The sequence below is a fragment of the Pseudoalteromonas sp. MMG013 genome (assembly GCF_018100885.1).
Lineage (GTDB): Bacteria > Pseudomonadota > Gammaproteobacteria > Enterobacterales > Alteromonadaceae > Pseudoalteromonas > Pseudoalteromonas aurantia.
The window spans coordinates 112455-133806 of sequence record NZ_JAGJEE010000001.1 but is presented as its reverse complement, the minus strand read 5'-3'; the positions used below and the strand labels follow the sequence as shown (position 1 = coordinate 133806).

18 protein-coding genes and 1 pseudogene are annotated in these 21352 nt (G+C 40.3%); 10 read left to right on the top strand and 9 right to left on the bottom strand.

Translation table 11 applies throughout. The features are described 5' to 3' along the window. Positions 1-74: 74 nt before the first annotated feature. Both J8L98_RS00595 and J8L98_RS00590 read right to left on the bottom strand, forming a co-directional pair. The gene (locus J8L98_RS00595) at positions 75-1001 is read right to left on the bottom strand and encodes a hypothetical protein (RefSeq protein ID WP_210994815.1); all 927 of its coding nucleotides are present in this window, start codon (positions 999-1001) and stop codon (positions 75-77) included. Further along, positions 1001-1768, bottom strand: a complete 768-nt coding sequence (locus J8L98_RS00590) for a PhnD/SsuA/transferrin family substrate-binding protein (protein ID WP_318782648.1) — start codon at positions 1766-1768, stop codon at positions 1001-1003. Before J8L98_RS00590 ends, J8L98_RS00595 begins: the two co-directional genes overlap by 1 nt. A gap of 344 nt (positions 1769-2112) precedes the next feature. On the opposite strand from J8L98_RS00590, the gene J8L98_RS00585 reads away from it, so the two are divergent. From J8L98_RS00585 to J8L98_RS00565, 5 genes are all read left to right on the top strand, one after another. Further along, the gene (locus J8L98_RS00585) at positions 2113-2970 is read left to right on the top strand and encodes a S1/P1 nuclease (protein WP_210994814.1); all 858 of its coding nucleotides are present in this window, start codon (positions 2113-2115) and stop codon (positions 2968-2970) included. 27 nt (positions 2971-2997) lie between these two features. After that, complete coding sequence (locus J8L98_RS00580; RefSeq protein WP_210994813.1) at positions 2998-6117, top strand: TonB-dependent receptor; 3120 nt, start codon at positions 2998-3000, stop codon at positions 6115-6117. Between the two features lie 274 nt (positions 6118-6391). After that, positions 6392-9625, top strand: a complete 3234-nt coding sequence (locus J8L98_RS00575) for a TonB-dependent receptor (RefSeq protein WP_210994812.1) — start codon at positions 6392-6394, stop codon at positions 9623-9625. Positions 9626-9861: 236 nt separating this feature from the next. Next, entirely contained in the window at positions 9862-10269 is a 408-nt protein-coding gene (locus J8L98_RS00570; RefSeq protein ID WP_210994811.1) for a hypothetical protein, read from the top strand. A 166-nt stretch (positions 10270-10435) separates the two neighbouring features. Further along, positions 10436-11254, top strand: a complete 819-nt coding sequence (locus tag J8L98_RS00565) for a hypothetical protein (RefSeq protein ID WP_210994810.1) — start codon at positions 10436-10438, stop codon at positions 11252-11254. Positions 11255-11289: 35 nt separating this feature from the next. Here the strand turns inward: J8L98_RS00565 and J8L98_RS00560 are convergent. After that, positions 11290-12495: pseudogene (locus tag J8L98_RS00560) on the bottom strand (IS256 family transposase). A gap of 301 nt (positions 12496-12796) precedes the next feature. After that, complete coding sequence (locus J8L98_RS00555; RefSeq protein WP_210994809.1) at positions 12797-13231, bottom strand: MarR family transcriptional regulator; 435 nt, start codon at positions 13229-13231, stop codon at positions 12797-12799. A gap of 122 nt (positions 13232-13353) precedes the next feature. On the opposite strand from J8L98_RS00555, the gene hmgA reads away from it, so the two are divergent. Both hmgA and maiA read left to right on the top strand, forming a co-directional pair. Then, entirely contained in the window at positions 13354-14649 is a 1296-nt protein-coding gene (hmgA, locus tag J8L98_RS00550) for a homogentisate 1,2-dioxygenase (protein ID WP_210994808.1), read from the top strand. Between the two features lie 66 nt (positions 14650-14715). Next, positions 14716-15342, top strand: a complete 627-nt coding sequence (gene maiA, locus J8L98_RS00545; RefSeq protein ID WP_210994807.1) for a maleylacetoacetate isomerase — start codon at positions 14716-14718, stop codon at positions 15340-15342. Positions 15343-15382: 40 nt separating this feature from the next. On the opposite strand, the gene J8L98_RS00540 is transcribed toward maiA, so the two are convergent. Beyond that, positions 15383-15613, bottom strand: coding sequence for a TIGR02647 family protein (locus tag J8L98_RS00540; RefSeq protein ID WP_192510071.1), 231 nt, complete (start codon positions 15611-15613; stop codon positions 15383-15385). 124 nt (positions 15614-15737) lie between these two features. Here J8L98_RS00540 and J8L98_RS00535 point away from each other — a divergent pair, with 124 nt between their 5' ends. Together J8L98_RS00535 and J8L98_RS00530 are read left to right on the top strand one after the other, a co-directional pair. Then, positions 15738-16028: a DUF1496 domain-containing protein gene (locus tag J8L98_RS00535; protein ID WP_192510070.1), complete on the top strand. Its 291-nt coding sequence runs from the start codon at positions 15738-15740 to the stop codon at positions 16026-16028. Positions 16029-16051: 23 nt separating this feature from the next. Continuing rightward, positions 16052-16297: a VF530 family protein gene (locus tag J8L98_RS00530; protein WP_210994806.1), complete on the top strand. Its 246-nt coding sequence runs from the start codon at positions 16052-16054 to the stop codon at positions 16295-16297. On the opposite strand, the gene J8L98_RS00525 is transcribed toward J8L98_RS00530, so the two are convergent. The 3 genes from J8L98_RS00525 to J8L98_RS00515 all read right to left on the bottom strand — a co-directional run bounded on the left by J8L98_RS00525 (position 16283) and on the right by J8L98_RS00515 (position 19488). Further along, the gene (locus tag J8L98_RS00525) at positions 16283-16996 is read right to left on the bottom strand and encodes a transporter substrate-binding domain-containing protein (RefSeq protein WP_210994805.1); all 714 of its coding nucleotides are present in this window, start codon (positions 16994-16996) and stop codon (positions 16283-16285) included. The two genes, J8L98_RS00530 and J8L98_RS00525, sit on opposite strands and share 15 nt — an antisense overlap. A gap of 303 nt (positions 16997-17299) precedes the next feature. Next, positions 17300-18412, bottom strand: a complete 1113-nt coding sequence (locus tag J8L98_RS00520; protein ID WP_210994804.1) for an arginase family protein — start codon at positions 18410-18412, stop codon at positions 17300-17302. A gap of 296 nt (positions 18413-18708) precedes the next feature. Then, the gene (locus J8L98_RS00515; RefSeq protein WP_210994803.1) at positions 18709-19488 is read right to left on the bottom strand and encodes a DUF2189 domain-containing protein; all 780 of its coding nucleotides are present in this window, start codon (positions 19486-19488) and stop codon (positions 18709-18711) included. Positions 19489-19643: 155 nt separating this feature from the next. Here J8L98_RS00515 and udp point away from each other — a divergent pair, with 155 nt between their 5' ends. Next, a complete protein-coding gene (udp, locus tag J8L98_RS00510; RefSeq protein WP_192510065.1) occupies positions 19644-20396 on the top strand; it encodes a uridine phosphorylase in 753 nt (250 codons plus the stop codon). A gap of 80 nt (positions 20397-20476) precedes the next feature. On the opposite strand, the gene cdd is transcribed toward udp, so the two are convergent. After that, the gene (gene cdd / locus J8L98_RS00505) at positions 20477-21334 is read right to left on the bottom strand and encodes a cytidine deaminase (RefSeq protein ID WP_210994802.1); all 858 of its coding nucleotides are present in this window, start codon (positions 21332-21334) and stop codon (positions 20477-20479) included. Positions 21335-21352: the final 18 nt, after the last annotated feature.

Genomic DNA, 21352 nt, shown 5'->3' with positions numbered 1-21352 from the left:
CCTTAAGTTCAATAACAGACCTTTACACATGCACCAGTTAGTTACTGCGTTTAATTTTCACGTTGTAAATTTTGTTACTTCCCGATCACTTCAATATCTTCGAGCAAAACGTCAGATAAGCCATAACTATGTAATTTAGAACGGGAGCCCTCACCATGTGCTTTTGGTGGGTAATACTTCATTTTAAGCTCGCTATGCTCAGCCATGATCTCATCTAATGCCGCTCTTATCTCACTTAATGTTTTTTCCAAACTCGAAGAAAAATTAGGGCGCTTACGAATGGTGTGCCCTAATGTAATTAACCTGTCAAAATACTTGTCAGCGATTACCATTAATTCATCAGGCACATCTTTATTCTGATTTAGTATTACGTCAGGTTGCGCTTCGCAGAATTCCACCAACGCTAAATAAAAACACAGTGGTTTATTGGCAAGCTTAACTGCATCTTCCTTCGCACAATTGAGCATAATTGTTTTAGTATATAGGTCAACAACCAATCTTTTTGGTATTTTTGACTCAACATTTGTGTTGGTAGTACGCACTTTATCTCGTACAACCCCAGTACTCACCCAGCCAAAAAAAGCAGAATTTAATAACGCAAGAACAAATGGCAAAATATAGGCTGATTTGTTGTGCTGGGTATCAACATCAAAAGACACGTATATAGTACGATGTGCCGCAGCAAGCGGTTTTACCACGGTACTATCATGCTCTGGTAATTTAGAAATACTAATTTCTTTTAGTGATACCCTCGCCGCTTGGCTCCCAAGCCTGCTGTTTATTTTCTCGATATAAGATGCGACAACGTTTGGGTTGCCAGAATAGCTAAAAAACGGATCAGCAATGGGCAATGCATTTATGTCCAACGCAACGCGAGTAATAATTTGTGCTGCGTGTTGATTTATGTCTTGTTCAATTTGTATAGTTTGTGCGCGATAAAATATTCCTGTGAAAATACCCGATATAACAATGAATAAAGCAATATTTTTCCAATGCGGCATCACACTTGCTCCCCTAAAAAGTGATAAGGTGATTTCTCGCATTGCCAATACTGTTGTAATGACTTGAAATAAGAAGAACTTTGCGAACGGGCAAGCGCGCTAATCACTGATTGTAATTCGCACGCTAAGTCTATATTCTCGTCATTCATTTTTAAAAACCATCGGCTGCCCACGATTTCGCCGCCAATTGGAACTATATAATTATTAGAAAAACGCACTTGGTCGTCTTTTCTCCAGTATGACGAAATAATATCAACCTCGCCTTTTGCCAGTTTATCTCGTAATGACGTATGAGTACTCGCATAAACAATATCTAACGCGTCTAAATCAATATCTAACTGCTTAAACGCCTGTTTTGGTAATATATGGCCTGAACGACTGGTTGGGTAGTCAAGTAAGCCAATTCGTTTATCTAAAAAATAGGCTTTATTTAACTTAGGTTTCTCTTTATTTGAAATAAAAAACGCAGTGTAATTTTGATAACCAATAATAGGCCGGTAGTTGTGTGTTGATTCAGCCATGAGTGCTTGCATAACATTCTCTTTGCTTAATATCACATCCGCAACACCTTTGGCTAAAAACTCTATTTGCTCAGCTAAGTTGCCCCCCCAATATATTTCAACGTGCCCATACTGCTTGGCGACAACCTTACTCTCACAAAGCCCTTCTTTTATGTCTATGGCTAATCGTTCGATAGGAACATGCACCCGTAATACTGATTTATTTGCAATAGAAGAGGTCGTGCATTGGTAAGAATGTGTCAACACATGGGCTACATCATCTATGTTTGATTTACTAAAAGCCTGACCTAAAACCCAGCAGGCCCACATAGATAGAAACAATAATGTAACAATAGAGGGTTTATTGATTAGAATGTTATGATATCTCAAGGGTAATTTATTCTTATAGTGCCGACTTAGCCATTAGACCAGTAATCCTTACTTATTACAATAAGTAATTTTACTTAAACTCTATAAACCATTGAATTTTATGCTTTATTAACAAGAAATTATGAATCCCGTTAAGTCCTTTTTATTTCTTGAAAAATACGGACAATTGACCTTATCGAATAGTCGTCATTGGCGACTTTTTAACAATGAAGAAAATGCATATGTTAGTTAAAAAGCTCTCTGTAATTGCACTTGTGGGTGTGTTGTCTAGTTCATTTAATGCCGTAGCATGGGGCCAAAATGGTCACCGCATTATTGGTAAAGTTGCTGAAGATCATCTAACAGAAACAACCACGAAAGCTCTGACCCCTCTTTTAGAAGAAAGTTCACTGGCGCAAATATCAACTTGGGCAGACGAAATGCGCTCTGACAGCAGTGACTTCTGGCGTAAAAAGTCCACAAAATGGCACTACATCAACATTAAAGATGCGAGCAAAATGCATAACCATGTTGACCATACGATTTCTTCAAAAGATCAAGTAAAGCACATCCTAGATGGTATTTACTACGCAAAAAACACCCTTCAATCTAATGATAAATCAATAGATGAGAAACGCTTTGCCTTGCGTTTTTTAGTGCACCTTGTGGGTGATAGCCACCAACCATTTCACGCAGGACGTGGCGAAGATCGTGGCGGAAACCTAATCAAAGTGACATTTTTTGGTGATAAAACAAACCTACATTCAACGTGGGACACTCGCTTAATTGAAAATGAGAGTCTATCTTACAGTGAGTTTGCAGATTTCATAAAAACGTCAAATAAAACCATTATAAGTGATTACCTTGACAGTGAGCCTGCAGACTGGTTATTAGAAAGCCATTATATTTCGGATAAAGTCTATAACTTAAATGAAACTGAAATAAGTTATGGGTACATTTATAAATATATGCCGACTGTAAGAACACGCCTACAACAAGGTGGTATTCGTTTAGCTGGCTTATTGAATCAAATTTTTGACAAAAATGCAGCGCCTTTAAAAGAAGCACTCAAGACTTCAAAAGTAACCGCTGTTAAATAAACTATTCAAAACACGGGAAACGACATAATGAAAACTCTATTGCGCAAAACAGCCCTATCACTTGCTATTGCAGCAAGCATCGGTGCAAGTGGAGCTGCATTTGCTAACGACACAGCTTCTAGTATGAAAGGTCAAGTTGTTGGTCCTCAAGGGAACCCCGCTGCTGGCACGAAAGTGACGATTATCCACACTCCGTCAGGCTCAGTGAAAACCACAGTGGTAAATGAAAATGGCACGTTTTCAGCAAAAGGGCTACGCGTAGGCGGCCCTTATCAAGTTATTATCGATTCGAATAAATTTGAAGATACATTGGTTGAAGACATTTATTTGTCTTTAGGTAAAACATATCCCGTGACTGTTCAACTAAATTCTCAGCAAAACATGGAGCAGATTGTTGTTACCGGTCGCCCTATGACCATGCAATCTGGTGGTACAGGCCCTGCAACTCATTTCTCACTCGCAGACCTGCAAGAAAAACCTGCAATAAACCGTGATATCAAAGATATTGTACGTACTGATCCACGTATTTATGTAGATGAAAGCAACTCTGGTGCCATTCAATGTGCTGGAGGTAACCCGCGTTTTAACAGTTTAACTGTTGATGGTATGCGCATGAACGATAACTTTGGCCTCAACCGCAATGGTTACCCAACTGAGCGTATGCCTTTCTCATTCGATTCAATTGCCCAAGTTGCTGTTGAGTTAGCACCATTTGATGTGCAATATGGTGGTTTCACATCATGTAATATCAATGCAGTAACAAAATCAGGTACCAATACCCTATCTGGTGGTGTGTTTTTTGATTACACCAATGACTCACTGTCAGGTGATAAAATTGATGGTAAAGAGCAAGCCATCGGCGACTACAATGAAAAGCGTTATGGCTTTAATGTAGGCATGCCATTAGTAGAAGATACGCTGTTCTTGTTCACCAGTTATGAAAAGCTAGAAGGTGCACAAGTTTTTGAATATGCTCCGCTTGCAAACGGTAAAATAAGCCAAGCGACGATTGATAACATTGCGGCAATATCACTCAACAAATATGGCTATGATGCAGGTTCGCTTGTTCCTAGCATGCCAGTTGAAGATGAAAAGCTATTGGTAAAACTTGACTGGAACATCAACGATGACCACCGTGCAAGTTTTGTATACAACTACAACGATGGCTTTACGTTATCTCAGTCTGATAGCGGTTCTGATAGAATCTCATTGTCTAACCACTTCTATGAGCGTGGTGCAGAACTTCAATCATTTGTGACCTCTCTTTATTCAGATTGGAATGACGTATTTTCGACAGAAGTTCGCATCGGCTACTCCGAACTAGATAACCGCCAACTTTCATTAGACCAAACGTCAGGCTTTGGTGAGTTTAGAATTGACACGGGTGATGTTGATGTATACCTCGGCCCAGATGATTCTCGTCAAGCAAATAAATTAAAATACGACAACCTATCGTTAAAGTTTGCCGGTACATACTACTTAGACGATCACGAGCTGTCATTTGGTTATGAGCGCGAAGAACTCGACGTATTCAATATGTTCGTACAGCACAATGAAGGTGAGCACCGTTTTGGTAGTATCGAAGACTTTGAAAATGGGGTTGCCCGTGTTTACTACGGAAATGCTTCATCGCATAACCCTGTCGATGCTGCAGGTGAATTTAAGTACGCATTAAATACCCTTTACGCGCAAGATAAATTCGACCTAATTGACTACGACATTACCCTAACAGCCGGTTTACGCTACGACTGGTATACCAGTGACGATGTACCTGCACATAACCCGAATTTCCAAGAGCGCTTTGGTTTTTCTAATCAGCAAAACTTAGATGGCGTTGACCTCATTCAACCACGTTTTGGCTTTAACTGGATTTACGACGACCAACTAGAAATTCGGGGTGGCTTTGGCTTATATTCTGGTGGTAACCCGAATGTTTGGATCTCAAATAGTTACTCGAACGATGGCGTACGTAATATTCAAGAGAGTGAACGTGGTGTTCAACTACTAGGCCCAGATGCGGTTGCCTTTGTTGATGGCGGAAAGGCTGGGTTTGCAATTCCACAAGAATTATACAATGCGGTAGGCTCAGGCAGCGCAGATGACAGCACTAACGTCACTGACCCTAACTTTGAGCTACCATCAGAGTGGAAATATTCACTCGGTGCTACCTATGTCACTGAGTCTGACTATGTCTTTACGGTTGATTACTTATATACCGACAAACAAGACTCTGCGATTGTACGCAACTTAACGCTTGCCAGTACCGAAACTGCTCCAGATGGTCGACCTATTTATAACGACGACCTTCATTCTCGTAAGTCAGACTTGCTATTAACCAATGTCACGGGTGATGATGGATATACTCATGTTTTATCATTTGGCATGAATAAGTCATTTGATAACGGCATCGATGTGGCGCTGTCTTATGCGTATACCATGTCAAACGATGTTCACCCAATGACAAGTTCAGTGGCGTTTTCAAACTTCCATGGTATTGCCGCTCATGACCCGCAAAACCCGGGTGTATCTACGTCAAATTATGAAATTCCACACCGTGCCACCATGTCTTTATCGTACAAGCATGAGTTCATTGATGGGCTAGCAACTAAGTTCAGTGTATTTGGTCAAGCAAGTATGACCAACCCATACTCTTATACGTTTGATAACACTCACATGTTTGGGTTTGCCGATAATAAACGTGATCTCTTGTACGTACCACGCGAGAATGATGGTTTAGTCGAATATGGATTCCATACAAATGATGCAGGGGAACAAGTTCCATTTCAAAAAGCGGATTTTGATAAATGGGTTGAACGTGAAGGTTTATCACGTGGTGAAATTCAAGGCCGTAACTCGCAAGATGGCGATTGGTGGGTCACGTTTGATTTGAAAATCGAGCAAGAATTTGCCGGTTTCTCTGATAACCACAAAGGCTCAGCGTTCTTCGTAATCAAGAATGTGGGTAACCTACTTAATGATAACTGGGGCACCCTCAACACCGGTAGCTTTATGCAAAATGCCGTGACTGCGTCAATAAATGACAAAGGTCAATATGTGTTTCATAAATTTAATAACCCATCAGGTACTGACTTTGAAATTAAGCCTTCATTGTACGAAATTCGCCTAGGGGTAAAATACGACTTTTAAGTTTTAACGGGTTCAAGGAGTTAACCCACCTGTAAAATATAATATTTATAAGCGGCTAAGGTGCTTAAATTGCAAATTAGCCGTTATTTATCAAATACGAAGTAACCAATAAATAAGCTTAAATATTGTACTTTACAAATTAAACCGTTGCAGATTAAAACAACTGCTTTACTGCAACATACTATAAAAATACTGGTAATACTGAAAAGTTACAGCTTTTTGGCTATTCGCACAGTAGTAGTAATTTAAATAACCTTACACGGGAAACAACACAATGAAAAACGTTCGCTTGACTCAAGTAGCCGGCGCGTTAGCGCTCGCTTTGGGCGTATCTGTAAGTGCATTTGCATCTGATACGTCATCAGCCATGCGCGGTAAAATCACCACACCTGCTGGTGACGCTGCTGCCAACGTTAAAGTTACAGTTATTCACGAGCCAACAGGCACAACGAGCACATTCACAACCAATGACTCTGGTGCATTTATTGCCAAAGGTCTACGCGTTGGTGGTCCTTACCGCGTGGTGCTTGATTCTGATATTTACTCAGACACTGAATTAGATAGCATCTTTCTTGAGCTAGGTGACACGCATCGTCTTGTATCTCAACTTCAGCCTCTACAAAAAGTAGAAAAAATTGAAGTAACGGGTTACCGTATCGTACAACAAGCAGGTGGTTCAAACAGCGTATTCGGTGCAGACACCATTGCAAATACCCCAAGCTTTAACAACGATATTAAAGACATTGCCCGTTTAAACCCACTGGCTAGTATTAACGGTAATGGTGAACTTACAATTGCGGGAAATAACCCAAGAACAAACGGTTTAACCGTTGATGGTATTGGCCAGAATGATGACTTTGGTCTTAGCTTCGGTGGCTACCCTACGGCACAACCACCAGTAGCACTTGATGCAATTGAACAGATCTCAGTTGATGCTTCGCCATTTTCTGCAAAAAAAGGGAATTTTGGCGGTGGTACCATCAATGCTGTAACTAAATCTGGATCAAATGAATATACTTTCACCAGTTTCTACGAAACAAGTACCCCTAGTCTTGGCGGTAAAGTAGATAACCTCTCTGAGGTTAAAGAAGATGGCAGACCTGCACTAGATGAAGACGGCCACAGAATCTACGAGACAGCAAGTACCGATCCTATCGTTACAGAAAAACGTCTAGGCTTTAGCACTGGTGGCGCACTAATTGAAGACGAGCTTTTCTATTTTGTGAACTACAACTCTTGGAAGCAAGAGATGGAAATGGATTATGGATTTGATGGCTCTGGTAAATCACATGAATTCGATGTAAGTGAAGCAAGTTATAACCAATTTATCGGCACGTTAAATAATGTATATGGCCTAGACGATAACTTTGGTGGAAACCCAGAAGACACCAGTGACAGCTTGCTTGTTAAGTTAAGCTGGAACATCAATGATATGCATCGTGCTGATTTCACTTATCAATGGCAAGATGAAGAAGAAACGAAAGGCTTCGCTACCGGTGGTGGTTCTGTAAAGATGGCATCTAGCCGTTATCAGTACGTCACTAAATTCAATAACTTTGCCACCAAGATTTACTCTGATTGGTCTGATGATTTTACTACTGAGCTAGGTATTTCATATAAAGATGTAACCAATGACAGTATTTCAAACTCTCAGCTTGGTTCAATCAAAGTGTACGTTGACGGTGGCCGTGGAGATTCATTTGAATTTGGCCGCGATATCAATCGACATGAAAATGAAGGTGAAACACAGACGCTTGCTGTTACGTTCGATGCGAGTTATTTACTTGGTGAGCATGAAATTAACTTTGGTGCAGAGTTGAAAGATATGCGCCTTTATAATTTATATGCTAGAAACTCCAGAGGTTCATGGGACTTTGGAAGTTTAGAAGACTTTGCGAACAAAAAACTACATTTAAACCGTGATAACTACCAATTTGACTACTCTAATGCATACACGGGTAATGCAAATGACCTGGCCTACGATGCAACGCGTGAGCAAATAGCGCTTTATGTTGAAGATACGTTTTACCCTACCGATGATTTAGAATTAACGGCTGGTGTACGCTATGAGCGTTTGTCTTCGAGCGATAAACCATCACTTAATACTGCATTCCAAAATACCTATGGTTACACAAACCAAGAGAATTTAGACGGTGCTGATATTATTCTACCACGTGTTGGCTTTAAGTATTACGCAACTGAGTCACTAACAATTAATGGTGGTATTGGTCGATTCCAAGGTGGCGTTCCAAGTATTTGGTACAACAACCCATTCCAAAACGATGGGATCACATACGTTGCGGCCTCACAAAATGCCATCAACGATTACTTCTCTGGGATTGAACAGGTTGATATTACACAAGTACCTGAGCAAATTGTTAATTCATTAGAGCAAGGTGCCGGCAGCACAGCTTATACCGACCCTAATTTTGAATTGCCATCAAGTATTCGCGCCCAAGTAGGCTTTGAGTATGATTTTGATTCGGCGTTACTAGGTGATGGATTTAAGTGGACAGCAGAGCTTGCGTACCACAGAAAACAGAACGAAGCTGTTTGGCACAATACAGCTATTTCACCAAAGCTTGATGAGAATGGTGATATCGTTCGTTCAGCAACGGGGCGTATTATATATGACACAATGTACTCTGGTGATCTAAGAGATAATTACGACATCATGATGACTAACGCTGACGAAAGTGCACGTTCAATTATTTTCTCAACAGCGATTGCAAAACAGTGGGACAACGGCCTGTATGTTTCTGCAAGTTACACACACCAAGATGTAGAAGACGTAGCGCCTGGTAGTGCATCAACTGCCGATGGTAACTATAAACACGCTACAACACACAGCCGTAACGTAGATCTGGTTAGCCGTGGTCACTATGAAGTTGAACATAACTTAAAAATAAACATTAGCTATCAAACTGAGTTCTTCGATGGCTATGCGTCTAAGTTTAACGTATTCTTCGAACGTCGCTCAGGTAGACCTCTTAGCTATACAATGGGCTCATTCCGTGATGGCGACTTTGGTGATACAAGAGACTTCAATAGTACTTCAGCTTACTTAGCTTACATCCCTACTGGTGCGGATGATGCCAATGTAAACTGGGATGAATCTGGCCTATCTTGGAGCGAACTTGAAACACTACTAAATAGAGCCGGTATTTCTGAACGAGGCCAATTACTTGGTCGCAACACAGGGACTCAACCTTGGGTTACAACTATGGACGTCAGCTTTAAGCAAGAGATCCCTGGTTTTTCTGAAGGTCATAAAGGCGAAATATATTTCATGGTTGAAAACTTCGCGAACCTGTTGAACAGCGACTGGGGAATTGAAAAGAAAATTCAATATGCAGACCAAAAACTATATGACTTTGGTGGCCTAGATGATAACAAAAAGTTAATCATTGACCAACGTTACCAAGGTTCAGATGTTCGTAACTACTCTACAATAGTTAAAGGCTCATCTGCATGGCAAGCTAAAATTGGTATTCGTTACACGTTCTAATATGAATTGGTGCACTTAAATACGCTATTTAAGTGCACTTTTGTAACAATACACCGTATAGAGTATCTAACACGCAAATTAGATAAACTCTAAAGGCCAGTGATCACTGGCCTTTTTTATGTGTACTTATTTAATTTCGATATTTCATCCATCTTCAATACTATATTATTCACATTTAAAATTGGAAAACCTAACGATAAAAAACTGTAAGCTTGCATTTCAAAGGATTTTGAAACATGAACATTGAAAAAAAGTATCAAAACGCAACAACATTGGCACTTATGAGTACCCTACTCATTAGCGCACCCGTATTTTTCATTCTGAGCTCCTTAATTTGGGGAACAAGCGAGTATTATTTTAGCACTATACTGTTCTGGATCTTCATAGACTTGTATATTAAAGCAATTCCGGCTGCCATCATTTATCTAGTCATTAAATACACAAGAAGTCAGGCCGGCTACCTGTTTTTAACTGTTTTTGTATCGGTTACTACCCTAATTATTGCATTTTCATACTATGTGCTTATTTTTGGCAGCACGCTATTTCCCACATCCGCACTGAGTGGAATAATACTTTTTACACCGTATGTTATGTTGGCATCAGTACCTGGCTTAATTATTGGCTTAGCTGCGTATTCTTATTAAAAAATAAATCGTAAAAAGAGTGAACGATATAACGTGAAGAACACCCAGTAATAGCCAACATTAATTCATTATATTTACAGGACATAAAAAGGACATAAAATTATGATAACTTTATTATGTCACTAATGATTAGTGACATAATACTTAATTATTTAAAGGATTTATAATGAAATTAAAGTATATTACTTCAATCTTAGCTATTTCTCTAAGCTCTGTAACTTTTACAACGGAAGCAACACAGGCTGAAGCTACAACAGCAAGCTTGGGCTCTCTAATTCTCGACAAAGCAAAAAGCAAATTTGTTTCAAATGTAGGCTCTCTCCTTGGCGATGCTTTATTTGGTTCGCAAGGACCTCAATATGTCACTCTCAGCGAAGAAAGCCTCCAAGCTATCCAAGACCGAGTTAGAAAAGAGGTAATTAGAGATGCTGAATTTGATTTTATATCTGAGTTTAGATCTATCGATGCTAGCATGAAGCACTACAGTGATACTATCGCTCATACTGGAGAAGACTTGGCACTATTGAGTAGTTTATTAATAAAGGTAAATGATTTAACAAATCATAGAGCTATTGATTCACGTTATAATGATGACTACTTTTATCTAGCAGATACTTATGCGTTAGCAGCATCCCTTACTGTTTCTATTTACACTGAGCGATATTTAACTGGCTCTATATCCAAACAATCTGTATCTGTTAAAGCGAATCAACTAGCTAATTCGCTAAATACAATGTTTCTTGATAAAAAAAGTGCAGACTATCCTCTGCGAAAACGTTGTGATGAGCGTGACCCATATGACCAAGATACAGAGCGCTATTGTGTAATTAACGACCCATATGGTAACACTATCTTTAATGATTCTTATGATGGGCAAGAAGAATGGTATGAATGGCTAGATGGAGCCAACGAAGCTAAAGAGGAATATTACCAATCTAAATTTGCAAAAATTGAAGAAGTTATAGCTAAACTCCGAAGGTTTTAATCGAGCCTGTAACAGGTTTTGTGTAACTGCCAAGTTTAAATAACATCTTTCAAACGGTCTTCGAACTCAATCATAAATCGATTCAAGGCCGTTTTCCAATTTCTTATTGGCATTGTCCATTTTTTCGATACTTGCTCAATCGCTAAGTAAATAACCTTCCTCGCTGAATCATCATGTGGGAATAGCTTACGTTTCTTAATGGCTTTACAAATAACACTGTTGAGTGATTCTATCGCATTGGTGGTGTAAATGGCCTTACGGATATCCTCAGGATAGTTGAATAACGTACTGACATTTTCCCAGTTATTACGTCATGAGCGTGATATATTGAGATATTTACTATCCCAACGTTGCTCAAACTGCTCGAGTGACATCAAGGCTTCATCTTCTGTTATGAATTGATATATTCACTTTAAATCAGCCGTGATCGCTTTATAGTCTTTCGACGGGACGAATTTGAGTGAATTACGTACCATATGCACAATACAGAGTTGAATTTGGATGTCAGGGTAAACGGCATTAATTGCATCAGGAAAACCTTTGAGACCATCAACACAGGCAATGAGACTATCTTTCACGCCACGATTTTGAAGCTCAGTCAGTACATTAAGCCAGAACTTCGCGCCTTCGTTTTCTGATATCCACATACCGAGCAACTCTTTGTGGCCTTCAAAGTTAACGCCAAGGGCAAGGTAAACCGCTTTATTGATAACTTGTTTATCTTGTCTGATTTTTACCACTAAACAGTCGAGGTAAACAATGGGGTAAACCGCATCTAAAAGCCTAGCTTGCCATTCAACGACTTGCTCAATTACCGCGTTAGTCACGCGAGAAATGAGCGTTGCTGAAACATCAACATCCTACATTTCTTTGAAGGTCGCAACGATACCACGCGTGGTCATGCCCTTGGAGTACAGGTATAAAATCTTGTCATCCATTGAGGTAAAACGGGTTTGATTCTTCTTAACGAGCACAGGCTCAAAGCTTGAGTCTCTATCGCGTGGCACATCTAAATCAATTTCGCCATCTTCAGTGCGAATGGTCTTAGATGAATAACCGTTACGATAATTCTCTGTACTAAATTTTTCATGACGAGCGTAGCCTAGATGTTCGTTTAGCTCAGCATTGAGTGCTGCTTCAACAGTGACCTTGGTTAACATTTTACGAAAATCAGTTAAGTCGGCTTCTGACTTTATTGATTTAGCAGCTTGTTTAGCAAATTCTTCTCATAGTCTGCCTATCCTAAACCCTACATGGGTATTAATGATAGACAGTTACACAGAATTAGTTACAGGGTCTTTTAATCATTATTGTATTACCAATTGTTAAGCCTTACTAACCGATAAAGTATAAGCTACTTTACTGAAATTACTAATGATATAATACCAGTTTAGTTTACCACTCTGATTTTTGGTGTTATATCTTTATACATCATCTTGCTAACTAACAGATATGCTTTTCGGTTCTTTTTTATCTCTGAGTATCAACAATATGCTAAGTACTCACCACTGTGCTTTGTGAAGCCTCCTTTGACGTAATACACTACCCTTTATCAACTTGTTGCTCTACCTTACTTATCACGCTGAGTAAGGTATCTCTTTCAGTGTGCGATAAACTGGCCAATACATCACTTTCCCACTGCTGAGCTTTTTTAGATAACTGGTTGAATAACGCTTTTCCCTCACTCGTTAAACTCAGCAATTTTGCTCTCTTATCATTAGCATCTGTACACAATTCAATGAAGCCTTTATCAGTGAGCTGTTTGACTGCACGAGACATGGTGGACTTATCTATTTCGGTTAAATCACATAACGTTTTAGCAGAACATGTTTCTCGTTGTGCCAAATGTGCAACTGCGCGCCATTGCGGCATGCTTAACCCAGCCTCTTCAAAATAAACTACAGAGAATGCATGGCTGACCTTGTTCGCTAATTTTACCAATCTATAGGGTAAAAACTCTTCTATTTTTAATGACATCTAACTCAACTTTGAATACAGCAATTTACGTAAACAATTATATACAAAAAGAATTGCTATAGACACTTGATATTACTCTCACGTGAGAGTATCTTACATGAAAACCTACTGGAGTCGAACGAATGAATCACGAGTATCAATACTTAACCGGTTTTGGCAATCAATTTGAGTCTGAAGCTTTACCGGGTGCTTTACCAATTGGTCAGTTTTCGCCACAAAAAATAAAATACGATCTATACGCTGAGCAATATAACACCACCGCTTTTACCGCCCCTCGTGCCGACAACCGTAGAAATTGGTTCTACCGTATTCGCCCTTCTGTTGTACAAGGTGATTACCAGCCGCTCGATAACGGATTATTGCGCACAGCACCGATCACAGAAATCCCGACGCCGCCAACTATGTTACGGTGGAACCCAGTCGATATTCCAAAAGAACAAACAGACTTTGTTGATGGCTTAGTCACCATGGCCGCCAATGGCAGTGCGAACGGCCAAACCGGCATTGGCATTCACGTATACGTGATCAACAAATCGATGACAGACCGGTATTTTTATAATGCAGACGGCGAAATGCTTTTTGTACCGCAGCAAGGCGAGTTACTGCTTCACACTGAGTGCGGCAAGTTAACCATTAAGCCTGGTGAAATTGCGGTTATTCCACGCGGCATTAAATTTAACGTTGAGTTATTAAATGATGAAGCACGTGGTTTCATCTGCGAAAATTACGGTCATCCAATGGTGTTGCCTGAACGTGGTCCTGTTGGCGCTAATGGCTATACCAACGAGCGAGACTTTCAGTATCCCATTGCCGCCTTTGAAGATAAGGAAGGCGACTTTGAATTAGTTGCTAAATTTAACGGTAACCTGTTCCGTTGTGATATTGGCCATTCACCATTTGATGTGGTTGCTTGGACCGGTAACAGTGCCCCATACAAATATGACTTATCGCGCTTTAATGTGATGAATACAGTTAGCTTTGATCACCCTGATCCGTCAATATTTACCGTACTTACCTCGCCATCAGGCACTGAAGGTGTTGCCAACGTCGACTTTGTTATTTTTCCACCACGTTGGATGGTGGCAGAAAATACGTTCCGTCCACCGTATTATCACCGCAATATTATGAGTGAATTCATGGGCCTCATTGAGGGGGTTTATGACGCGAAAGAACACGGTTTTGTACCAGGCGGTATGAGTTTGCATAACTGTATGTCTCCACATGGGCCTGAAGCTGAGGTATTTGAGAAAGCCTCAAATGCTGATCTTAAGCCACAGCGTTATGACAATACCTTGGCATTTATGTTTGAATCTCGATATATCATATCGCCAACAAAATATGCACTGGAAGGAAAAGAGCGCCAGCCTAATTACGCCGAATGCTGGAAAAACATCAAAAAATACTACAAAGGCGAATAACCAGCCGATACACTAATACTTAACAAGGCACTGATATAGTGCCTTTGTCGTGATTAAGGAACAACTATGAAACTCTATACTTACTTCCGCTCGTCAGCGGCATATCGAGTGCGTATTGCACTGAATTTAAAAAATATTTCGCACGAATTGTCTGGTGTTAATTTATTGAAGTCAGAGCAACAAGCTGCGCCATATACCGAGAAAAACCCCCAAGGGTTGCTGCCAGCTCTGGAAACTGAACACGGTGTGTTAGCACAATCTTTGGCAATTTTAGAATGGCTAGAAGAAACACACCCTGATACCCCGCTATTACCTGCTGATAGCTGGGAAAAAGCCCAAGTACGTAGTTTTTGTTATGCCATCGCAAGCGATATACACCCAATCGATAACTTAAGGGTGTTGAAATATTTAAGTGGTGAACTAAATGTAGATGATGTGCAAAAAAACACCTGGTATCGTCATTGGGTAATCGAAGGATTTAACCGTCTTGAATCGCTACTGGGTGATCACGATTATTGTTTTGGATCTGAGCCATCACTGGCAGACATTTGCCTAGTACCACAAGTGTTCAATGCACTGCGTTTTAAAGTAGATATGTCGCAATACCCAAAAATCTCAGCGATTTATGCGCGTTGCAACACATTACCTGCCTTTATCGATGCAGCGCCAGAGAATCAACCTGACGCGCAATAATGAATGGTACTAATGCCTAAGCTTACTCCTAAGTAATGACTTATTGTAGTGCACAGTGCACCTGATCAAGGTGCACTACTAAGTCTAATCCCAAATCTGTTAAATACCCGCCATCAGGGCTATCAATCACCCCTTTATTAAATAGTCGTTCTGCCGCATCTTTAAGACTGGGCTCGGCCGACTTATGGAGCTTAATACCTTGATGCATACTGTTTCTCGGAAATTTAGCTAATAAGGTCAGCTCTGCCATCATATTTTGATCAAAAGCCATTGTGATTCCCTCTTATTTTGTTTTTAATCTTATCTGAAAGGTGATTAATCGTTGTAATATTACTCACACAATTAAGATCTTATCTACAATCATAGTAAGATTAGACAAATCTGGGAGTTATGCCATGAGAATTTTAACTTTAACCACCAACTTATGCTTCATACTAACCACAACCCACAGTATGGCATTTGATAAAAATCATAAAAATACCGTTTTTATAGATGAACCCTTAAATGTGTGTTGGTATCAAGGCCAAAAATACAGTGAAGGGGCGCTTATCAAACAGTTTGATATGCTATTTGCCTGCAGCAATAAACATCCAAAGCAAACCAATAGTCGAGTCGTATGGGTAAAAGCCGATGCATCGGGTGTACCAATAAAGCTAGACCCTGAACGTACTATTCGCGTAAAATAACCGATTTGAAAATTAGGGTAATCATGAGCCAAGAGCAGCCAAAGAATCCACTTCATGGCATTAAACTAGAAGATATATTAATCAAACTCAAAGATCAGTTGGGTTGGCGCGCTATGGGTGAAGCGGTTGACATTCGATGCTTCACACATGATCCAAGTATTAAATCGAGCCTTAAGTTTTTAAGAAAAACACCGTGGGCAAGAGACAAAGTTGAGCAACTATACTTAGATACGTTTCACAGCTTCACATGGCCATCAATTAAAAAGTGATGAATCGTGAAGCAATGCTTCATAAGCACTACTCATTTTATTGATAAGTGGCTTGGGCACCTGTTTATTACATGCAAAATATAACTGTGCCCCACTATTTTCTAGTGTATACACCTTTTCAAGCTGCACGGTAAATGGGTCGGTTAATGCGCGGTAGTCAAATTGTGCGTCATTTAAGATAACCAAGTCAAGGAGCCCTCGCCGCGCTTCAAGCAGTTCAAACACCCGGTCAAAACTTGATAACATGATAAGCTGCTGATCTTCTTTAAAGCCTCTCATTTTAAGGTATTGGTGACTATAATTATTGCGGATCACACCTGTTTTATACTGCTTTGCATCACCCAGTGTCTGAATTTTAATATTCTCTGACTTCAGCCCATAAAATGACGTAGTAAATTTCGAAATAGGAAACACCCAGGTAAACAATTTTTCACGAGTATGTGACCGACCCATTGAAAATATACAGGTATTCGCATCGCGAAGCGCAGCAGTGTATGACACTGACCATCGATTCACATGGATTGTATAATCCACTTCGGCTTGTCTAAGCACGGCTTGAACTTTATCAACGGCTTCCCCAACTAGTTGACCATTTTTATAATACTGAAATAGAGGAAAATCTTCCGTTACAATACTCAATTTTTGTGCAAAAGCGCTCCCTGTAAACACGCTCAGTAGCAGTACAAATCCTATATACATGTATTGTGCTTCTTTGTTAACTTACAGAAAAATATAGCGTATAAGCTAAAAATGATAAAGCCTGTTACAATTGTTATGCACATTGTTTGAAATAACAGCACAGATAAATCGGCAAGAAAACAGCGTCGTACAGAGGCAAGAATTTCAGAATGTCGTTATTTTATCTACATTATTTTGACGCAATTAATTCCGCTATTTAACGCGTTAGAATGGTCAATGTTTTACTTAACATTGCTATTTAAATTCAATTAGGTAGGAGTAGTGCATGAAAAGACGGAGCAGGCACTCCGTCTGATTATAATTTTAGCTATTATTCATTGCATCAATTAAAAATGCTGAAATCTTCGCACCTTCTCGTAATGTGGTTTCTGAACTTGTTTGGCCAACCAACGAACTGTCGGTAAATGGCGCGATTTCCATCATATCGGCACCTGTTATTGGAAACTCAGCGCGTAACGCAACTAAAATTTCAAGTGCTTCATCTGGGGTCATCCCATTCCCTTCAGGAGTACCAGTCGCTGATGCAAACTCTTCATCTAATGCGTCAATATCAAAACTAACATATAGCTCATCGACATTATCTGCTTTTAGCTGTGCAATAACTTGTGCAACTATCGCGGCAGGACCTTGTTCACGAATTTCATGTGCCCAATGTTGTTTAACACCAAATGTATTTTCCCAATGAGATTTATCTTTACCACTGGAGCGAATACCGAATTGGATTAAATGGTGTGGCGCAGGTAAATACTCTAGTACATGTGTGCACCACGAGCCAAAGCACAAATCAATACCTAAACGCTCCACTAGCAAGTCTGTATGGGCATCAAAATGGATGATCGCCGTACGCTTTCCTGCATCACGCTTAGCTTTTAAGTACGACTTAGTTAATGGGTAACTGATTGAGTGGTCGCCGCCAATACCAAATATTCCTTTATCTGGATGCTGCTGATAAAAACCATCGCACACATCTTCTGTAATTGACAAAGGTGACACGTAATAGTCACTGTTTGGGTTTTGATAAAGCGCTTTCTGGCAGTTGCTGATAGTCGCTTCATTTAAATACTTATCGTGTAATAAGTGCGGGATCACCCGTACATCACCTAGATCGAACGCGCTAATATGGGGGTGCTGCTCAATTAAGGTTGAACGTAAAAATAAAGGCCCCCAATTTGCACCGCGCAATATGCCGCCGCCACAATCTGATGCAATACCTAAAATTGCCGCTTTGTGCACAGAAGAATCAATGGTCTTTAATGATTGTTTCCAAATTTCATCTACACCGTCAGTTTGCCCATATAACTTAGTTCGTAGCGCGTCTTTGCGTTCCTTAGCTGTATTAACGGTAAATACTCCGTCTCCTGGTGGGCACAAACAATGCTCTAGTTTTTCTTGAAGTTGTTGTTTTGGGTTAGTCATATTGTCCTCCGGGTAGCTTATTTTTGCATATTCATGCGAATAGCCATATATTTCGCTATTTACGCATGTGCATATTGTTACGGCTGTATGAGTCGATCACAACCAAATTACTTTCTAGTAATATCAATTTAAATCAAAGGATTACTTAAATTAAGTGATCGCTAATTGGTGCCACAATCTTGCTATTTATGCTTTAGTCGAGAGATATAACATGCCAATAAGGAAAGTCAACCATAGCGCTACTCGCTTCAATACGCGCTATGGTTTTATATGCATTGAGGGTGCATAGTTACGTGTTATTCGTACCCTCGCGCTTTTTTGGTTTTAATAATGGCGATATAGCCATGCCAGCTTGCATAACTCAATAGCGGCATAATCACAATAAACCCAGCAGTGCCGGTTGCAAAGCCAAGCAATACTAAGGTGACTATCAACGCGCCCCAAACAAACATTGCGGGCGCATTCACTTTTACCGCGTGAATCGAGGAGATCACCGCTGTCATGATATCAACGCGGCGCTCCATCATTATTTGAGGGGTAAATGCGGAGATTGCAAAAACTGCCGCCATTAACAAACCACCCACAATACTTCCCAGAGTAAGAAATGCCGACAATTGTTCAAAGGTCGGATTAGGTACGTTGGGATACAGTGCATGTATTAACGCGGCCAAACGCATCCAAACAATCATTATCACCATTAGAAGAACCGCAAACCCCCATTCTCCTGCTGGGTTTCTAAACATGGAATGTAAACTATGTCCTAATGTTGGTTTGTGCCCTTTCTCAAGCTCCCATGCCACGTCGTATAAACCCGAGGCAAACGCTGGGCCAATAAGTGCAAACGCAACCGCTGCTGGAAGTATGACTAAATGTGTACCAGCTTCATACACTAGGTACATGATACTTGCTGGGATAATTGTAAAGACCAGTCCATAAATGAGACTTAAAATGGGTGCCCGAGAGATGTCTTTAAACGCCAAAGCCAGCCAATGAAAAGGCGCTAATGCAGCGATTTTATTGCTTTCAAGACAACGAGCAAATTCGGTGTTTTTATCTAGTGACGGTGATGCAGGCATAACTCTTCCTCATAGTTGCATTACTTAAGGTTTAGAAGAACAACTTTAAAGTTGCAAGCCAATACCCTATTCTGAATAAAACATTCGGACATCTGTCCTGTACTTTTAACTCATAACTATTAAGTATTACGCTTTACACAAAAATAAGGTTTACTATGGACAAGGTATTTCATTTAGGACTAGACAAAGCCGCTTTAGAAGGTGCTACGTTAGCAATAGTCCCGGGCGATCCAGAACGCGCTAAGCGCATCGCAGAAAAAATGGAGTCTCCAAAATGTCTAGCGCAGACTCGCGAGTTTCATGTCTATTCAGCAAAACTAAAAGATAAAACCGTCATTGTTTGTTCAACCGGTATTGGCGGCCCTTCAACGTCAATTGCTGTTGAGGAACTTGCTCAGCTAGGCATCACTACTTTCTTACGCATCGGGACAACTGGCGCAATTCAACCGCATATCAACGAAGGTGATTTACTGGTCAGTACCGCATCTGTGCGTTTAGATGGTGCAAGCCAGCATTTTGCACCACTTAGCTATCCTGCTGTGTCTGATTTTCATTGTACACAAGCAATGGTTAAAGCCTGTGAGTCTTTAGGCGTAACGCACCATGTTGGTATCACCGCTTCTAGTGATACGTTTTACCCAGGACAAGAGCGATATGATACTTACTCAGGTTATGTTGCCAAAGACTTCCAAGGCACTTTTGAGCAATGGCAAAAGCTCAACGTCATGAACTATGAAATGGAGTCAGCCACATTATTCACTATGTGTGCCGCACTTGGACTCAAGGCTGCCTGTGTTGCTGGTGTACTTGTGAATCGTACACGTCAAGAGATCCCTAACGTTGATCATGGTGAAATTGAAAAAAATGCCGTTGCAGTGGTCATTTCAGCAGCTGCAAGTTTATTGTAATTAGTACAGTCATTCATAGATTCAGGGGCAATATTGCCCCTTTTTTGTTGTTTAATATAACGCGGTTTTCTACCTCAGCCCTAAACTAAAACATGCTGAAGTGTTATGTCTGCCACATAACTATCAAGTACTGCTTGTGCCACTGCCTTTTGATTAAAGCCATTTTTTGACTCTACTAACGTCACAGACTCCAATTCAACATCATCAATAGTTAAACCGGCTAATGCAAGTTGGCTTAACGCACTTTGCATTGGCGATAAACTTGGATTATAAGCCGCATTCTCTGCGTATCTGCCATAAAAAGTGCCATGTGCAACTGTGACCACTTCGACCGCGGCGGCATTTTTTGAATAAGGTGCGTATGCTAACGAAAGTTGCTCTCTCAGCATTGAACTCAGCACCTCTGACGTTGAAGTCGCATTTCCGGTATTGTTATCCAGCAAGCGACAACTATTACCCAAATCTAAGGGGCCAAAAGAGCTTGGTAACAGTGCTTTTAAATCAGTCTCTTGTGTTGGTAACAGAACCCTAAGAGACTCGGCACCCGCTATTTCATTCATGAATTGGCGACAATGACCACACGGTGCATCGGTAATCGCAATCAAGGAGACTGAACGAGCCCCATTTAACCATGCATTATTAATGGCTGCCTGTTCTGCATGAACAGCTTGATTTAACGCCTGATGGGTAAATTCTAGGTTAGCACCTAAATACGCGCTCCCGGTTTTCTCATCATACGCTATCGCTCCCACGTTAAACTGAGATATGGGTGCTTGAGAAAAAGATGCGGCAACAGGTAATAGTGTTTTCAATAACGTTTCAATATCGCAATGAAATGTCGTGAGCAGGTCAGAGATAATTAAATGTGATAAGTGACCGCGCGATTGTTTCGCTTGTTCTTGTAAGTTTTCTGTTTGATGCGGAGTTAATACTGCCATTATGTATTCATCGTAAAC

Bases quoted from the DNA above. Each gene is read 5' to 3' on its own strand.
- J8L98_RS00595 (WP_210994815.1), bottom strand. From the start codon at position 1,001: ATGCCGCATTGGAAAAATATTGCTTTATTCATTGTTATATCGGGTATT.
- J8L98_RS00555 (WP_210994809.1), bottom strand. From the start codon at position 13,231: ATGTCATTAAAAATAGAAGAGTTTTTACCCTATAGATTGGTAAAATTA.
- J8L98_RS00530 (WP_210994806.1), top strand. From the start codon at position 16,052: ATGAGCCAAGAGCAGCCAAAGAATCCACTTCATGGCATTAAACTAGAA.
- J8L98_RS00570 (WP_210994811.1), top strand. From the start codon at position 9,862: ATGAACATTGAAAAAAAGTATCAAAACGCAACAACATTGGCACTTATG.
- J8L98_RS00535 (WP_192510070.1), top strand. From the start codon at position 15,738: ATGAGAATTTTAACTTTAACCACCAACTTATGCTTCATACTAACCACA.
- udp (WP_192510065.1), top strand. From the start codon at position 19,644: ATGGACAAGGTATTTCATTTAGGACTAGACAAAGCCGCTTTAGAAGGT.
- cdd (WP_210994802.1), bottom strand. From the start codon at position 21,334: ATGGCAGTATTAACTCCGCATCAAACAGAAAACTTACAAGAACAAGCG.
- J8L98_RS00515 (WP_210994803.1), bottom strand. From the start codon at position 19,488: ATGCCTGCATCACCGTCACTAGATAAAAACACCGAATTTGCTCGTTGT.
- J8L98_RS00540 (WP_192510071.1), bottom strand. From the start codon at position 15,613: ATGGCTTTTGATCAAAATATGATGGCAGAGCTGACCTTATTAGCTAAA.
- J8L98_RS00565 (WP_210994810.1), top strand. From the start codon at position 10,436: ATGAAATTAAAGTATATTACTTCAATCTTAGCTATTTCTCTAAGCTCT.
- J8L98_RS00585 (WP_210994814.1), top strand. From the start codon at position 2,113: ATGTTAGTTAAAAAGCTCTCTGTAATTGCACTTGTGGGTGTGTTGTCT.
- maiA (WP_210994807.1), top strand. From the start codon at position 14,716: ATGAAACTCTATACTTACTTCCGCTCGTCAGCGGCATATCGAGTGCGT.
- hmgA (WP_210994808.1), top strand. From the start codon at position 13,354: ATGAATCACGAGTATCAATACTTAACCGGTTTTGGCAATCAATTTGAG.
- J8L98_RS00520 (WP_210994804.1), bottom strand. From the start codon at position 18,412: ATGACTAACCCAAAACAACAACTTCAAGAAAAACTAGAGCATTGTTTG.
- J8L98_RS00525 (WP_210994805.1), bottom strand. From the start codon at position 16,996: ATGTATATAGGATTTGTACTGCTACTGAGCGTGTTTACAGGGAGCGCT.
- J8L98_RS00580 (WP_210994813.1), top strand. From the start codon at position 2,998: ATGAAAACTCTATTGCGCAAAACAGCCCTATCACTTGCTATTGCAGCA.
- J8L98_RS00575 (WP_210994812.1), top strand. From the start codon at position 6,392: ATGAAAAACGTTCGCTTGACTCAAGTAGCCGGCGCGTTAGCGCTCGCT.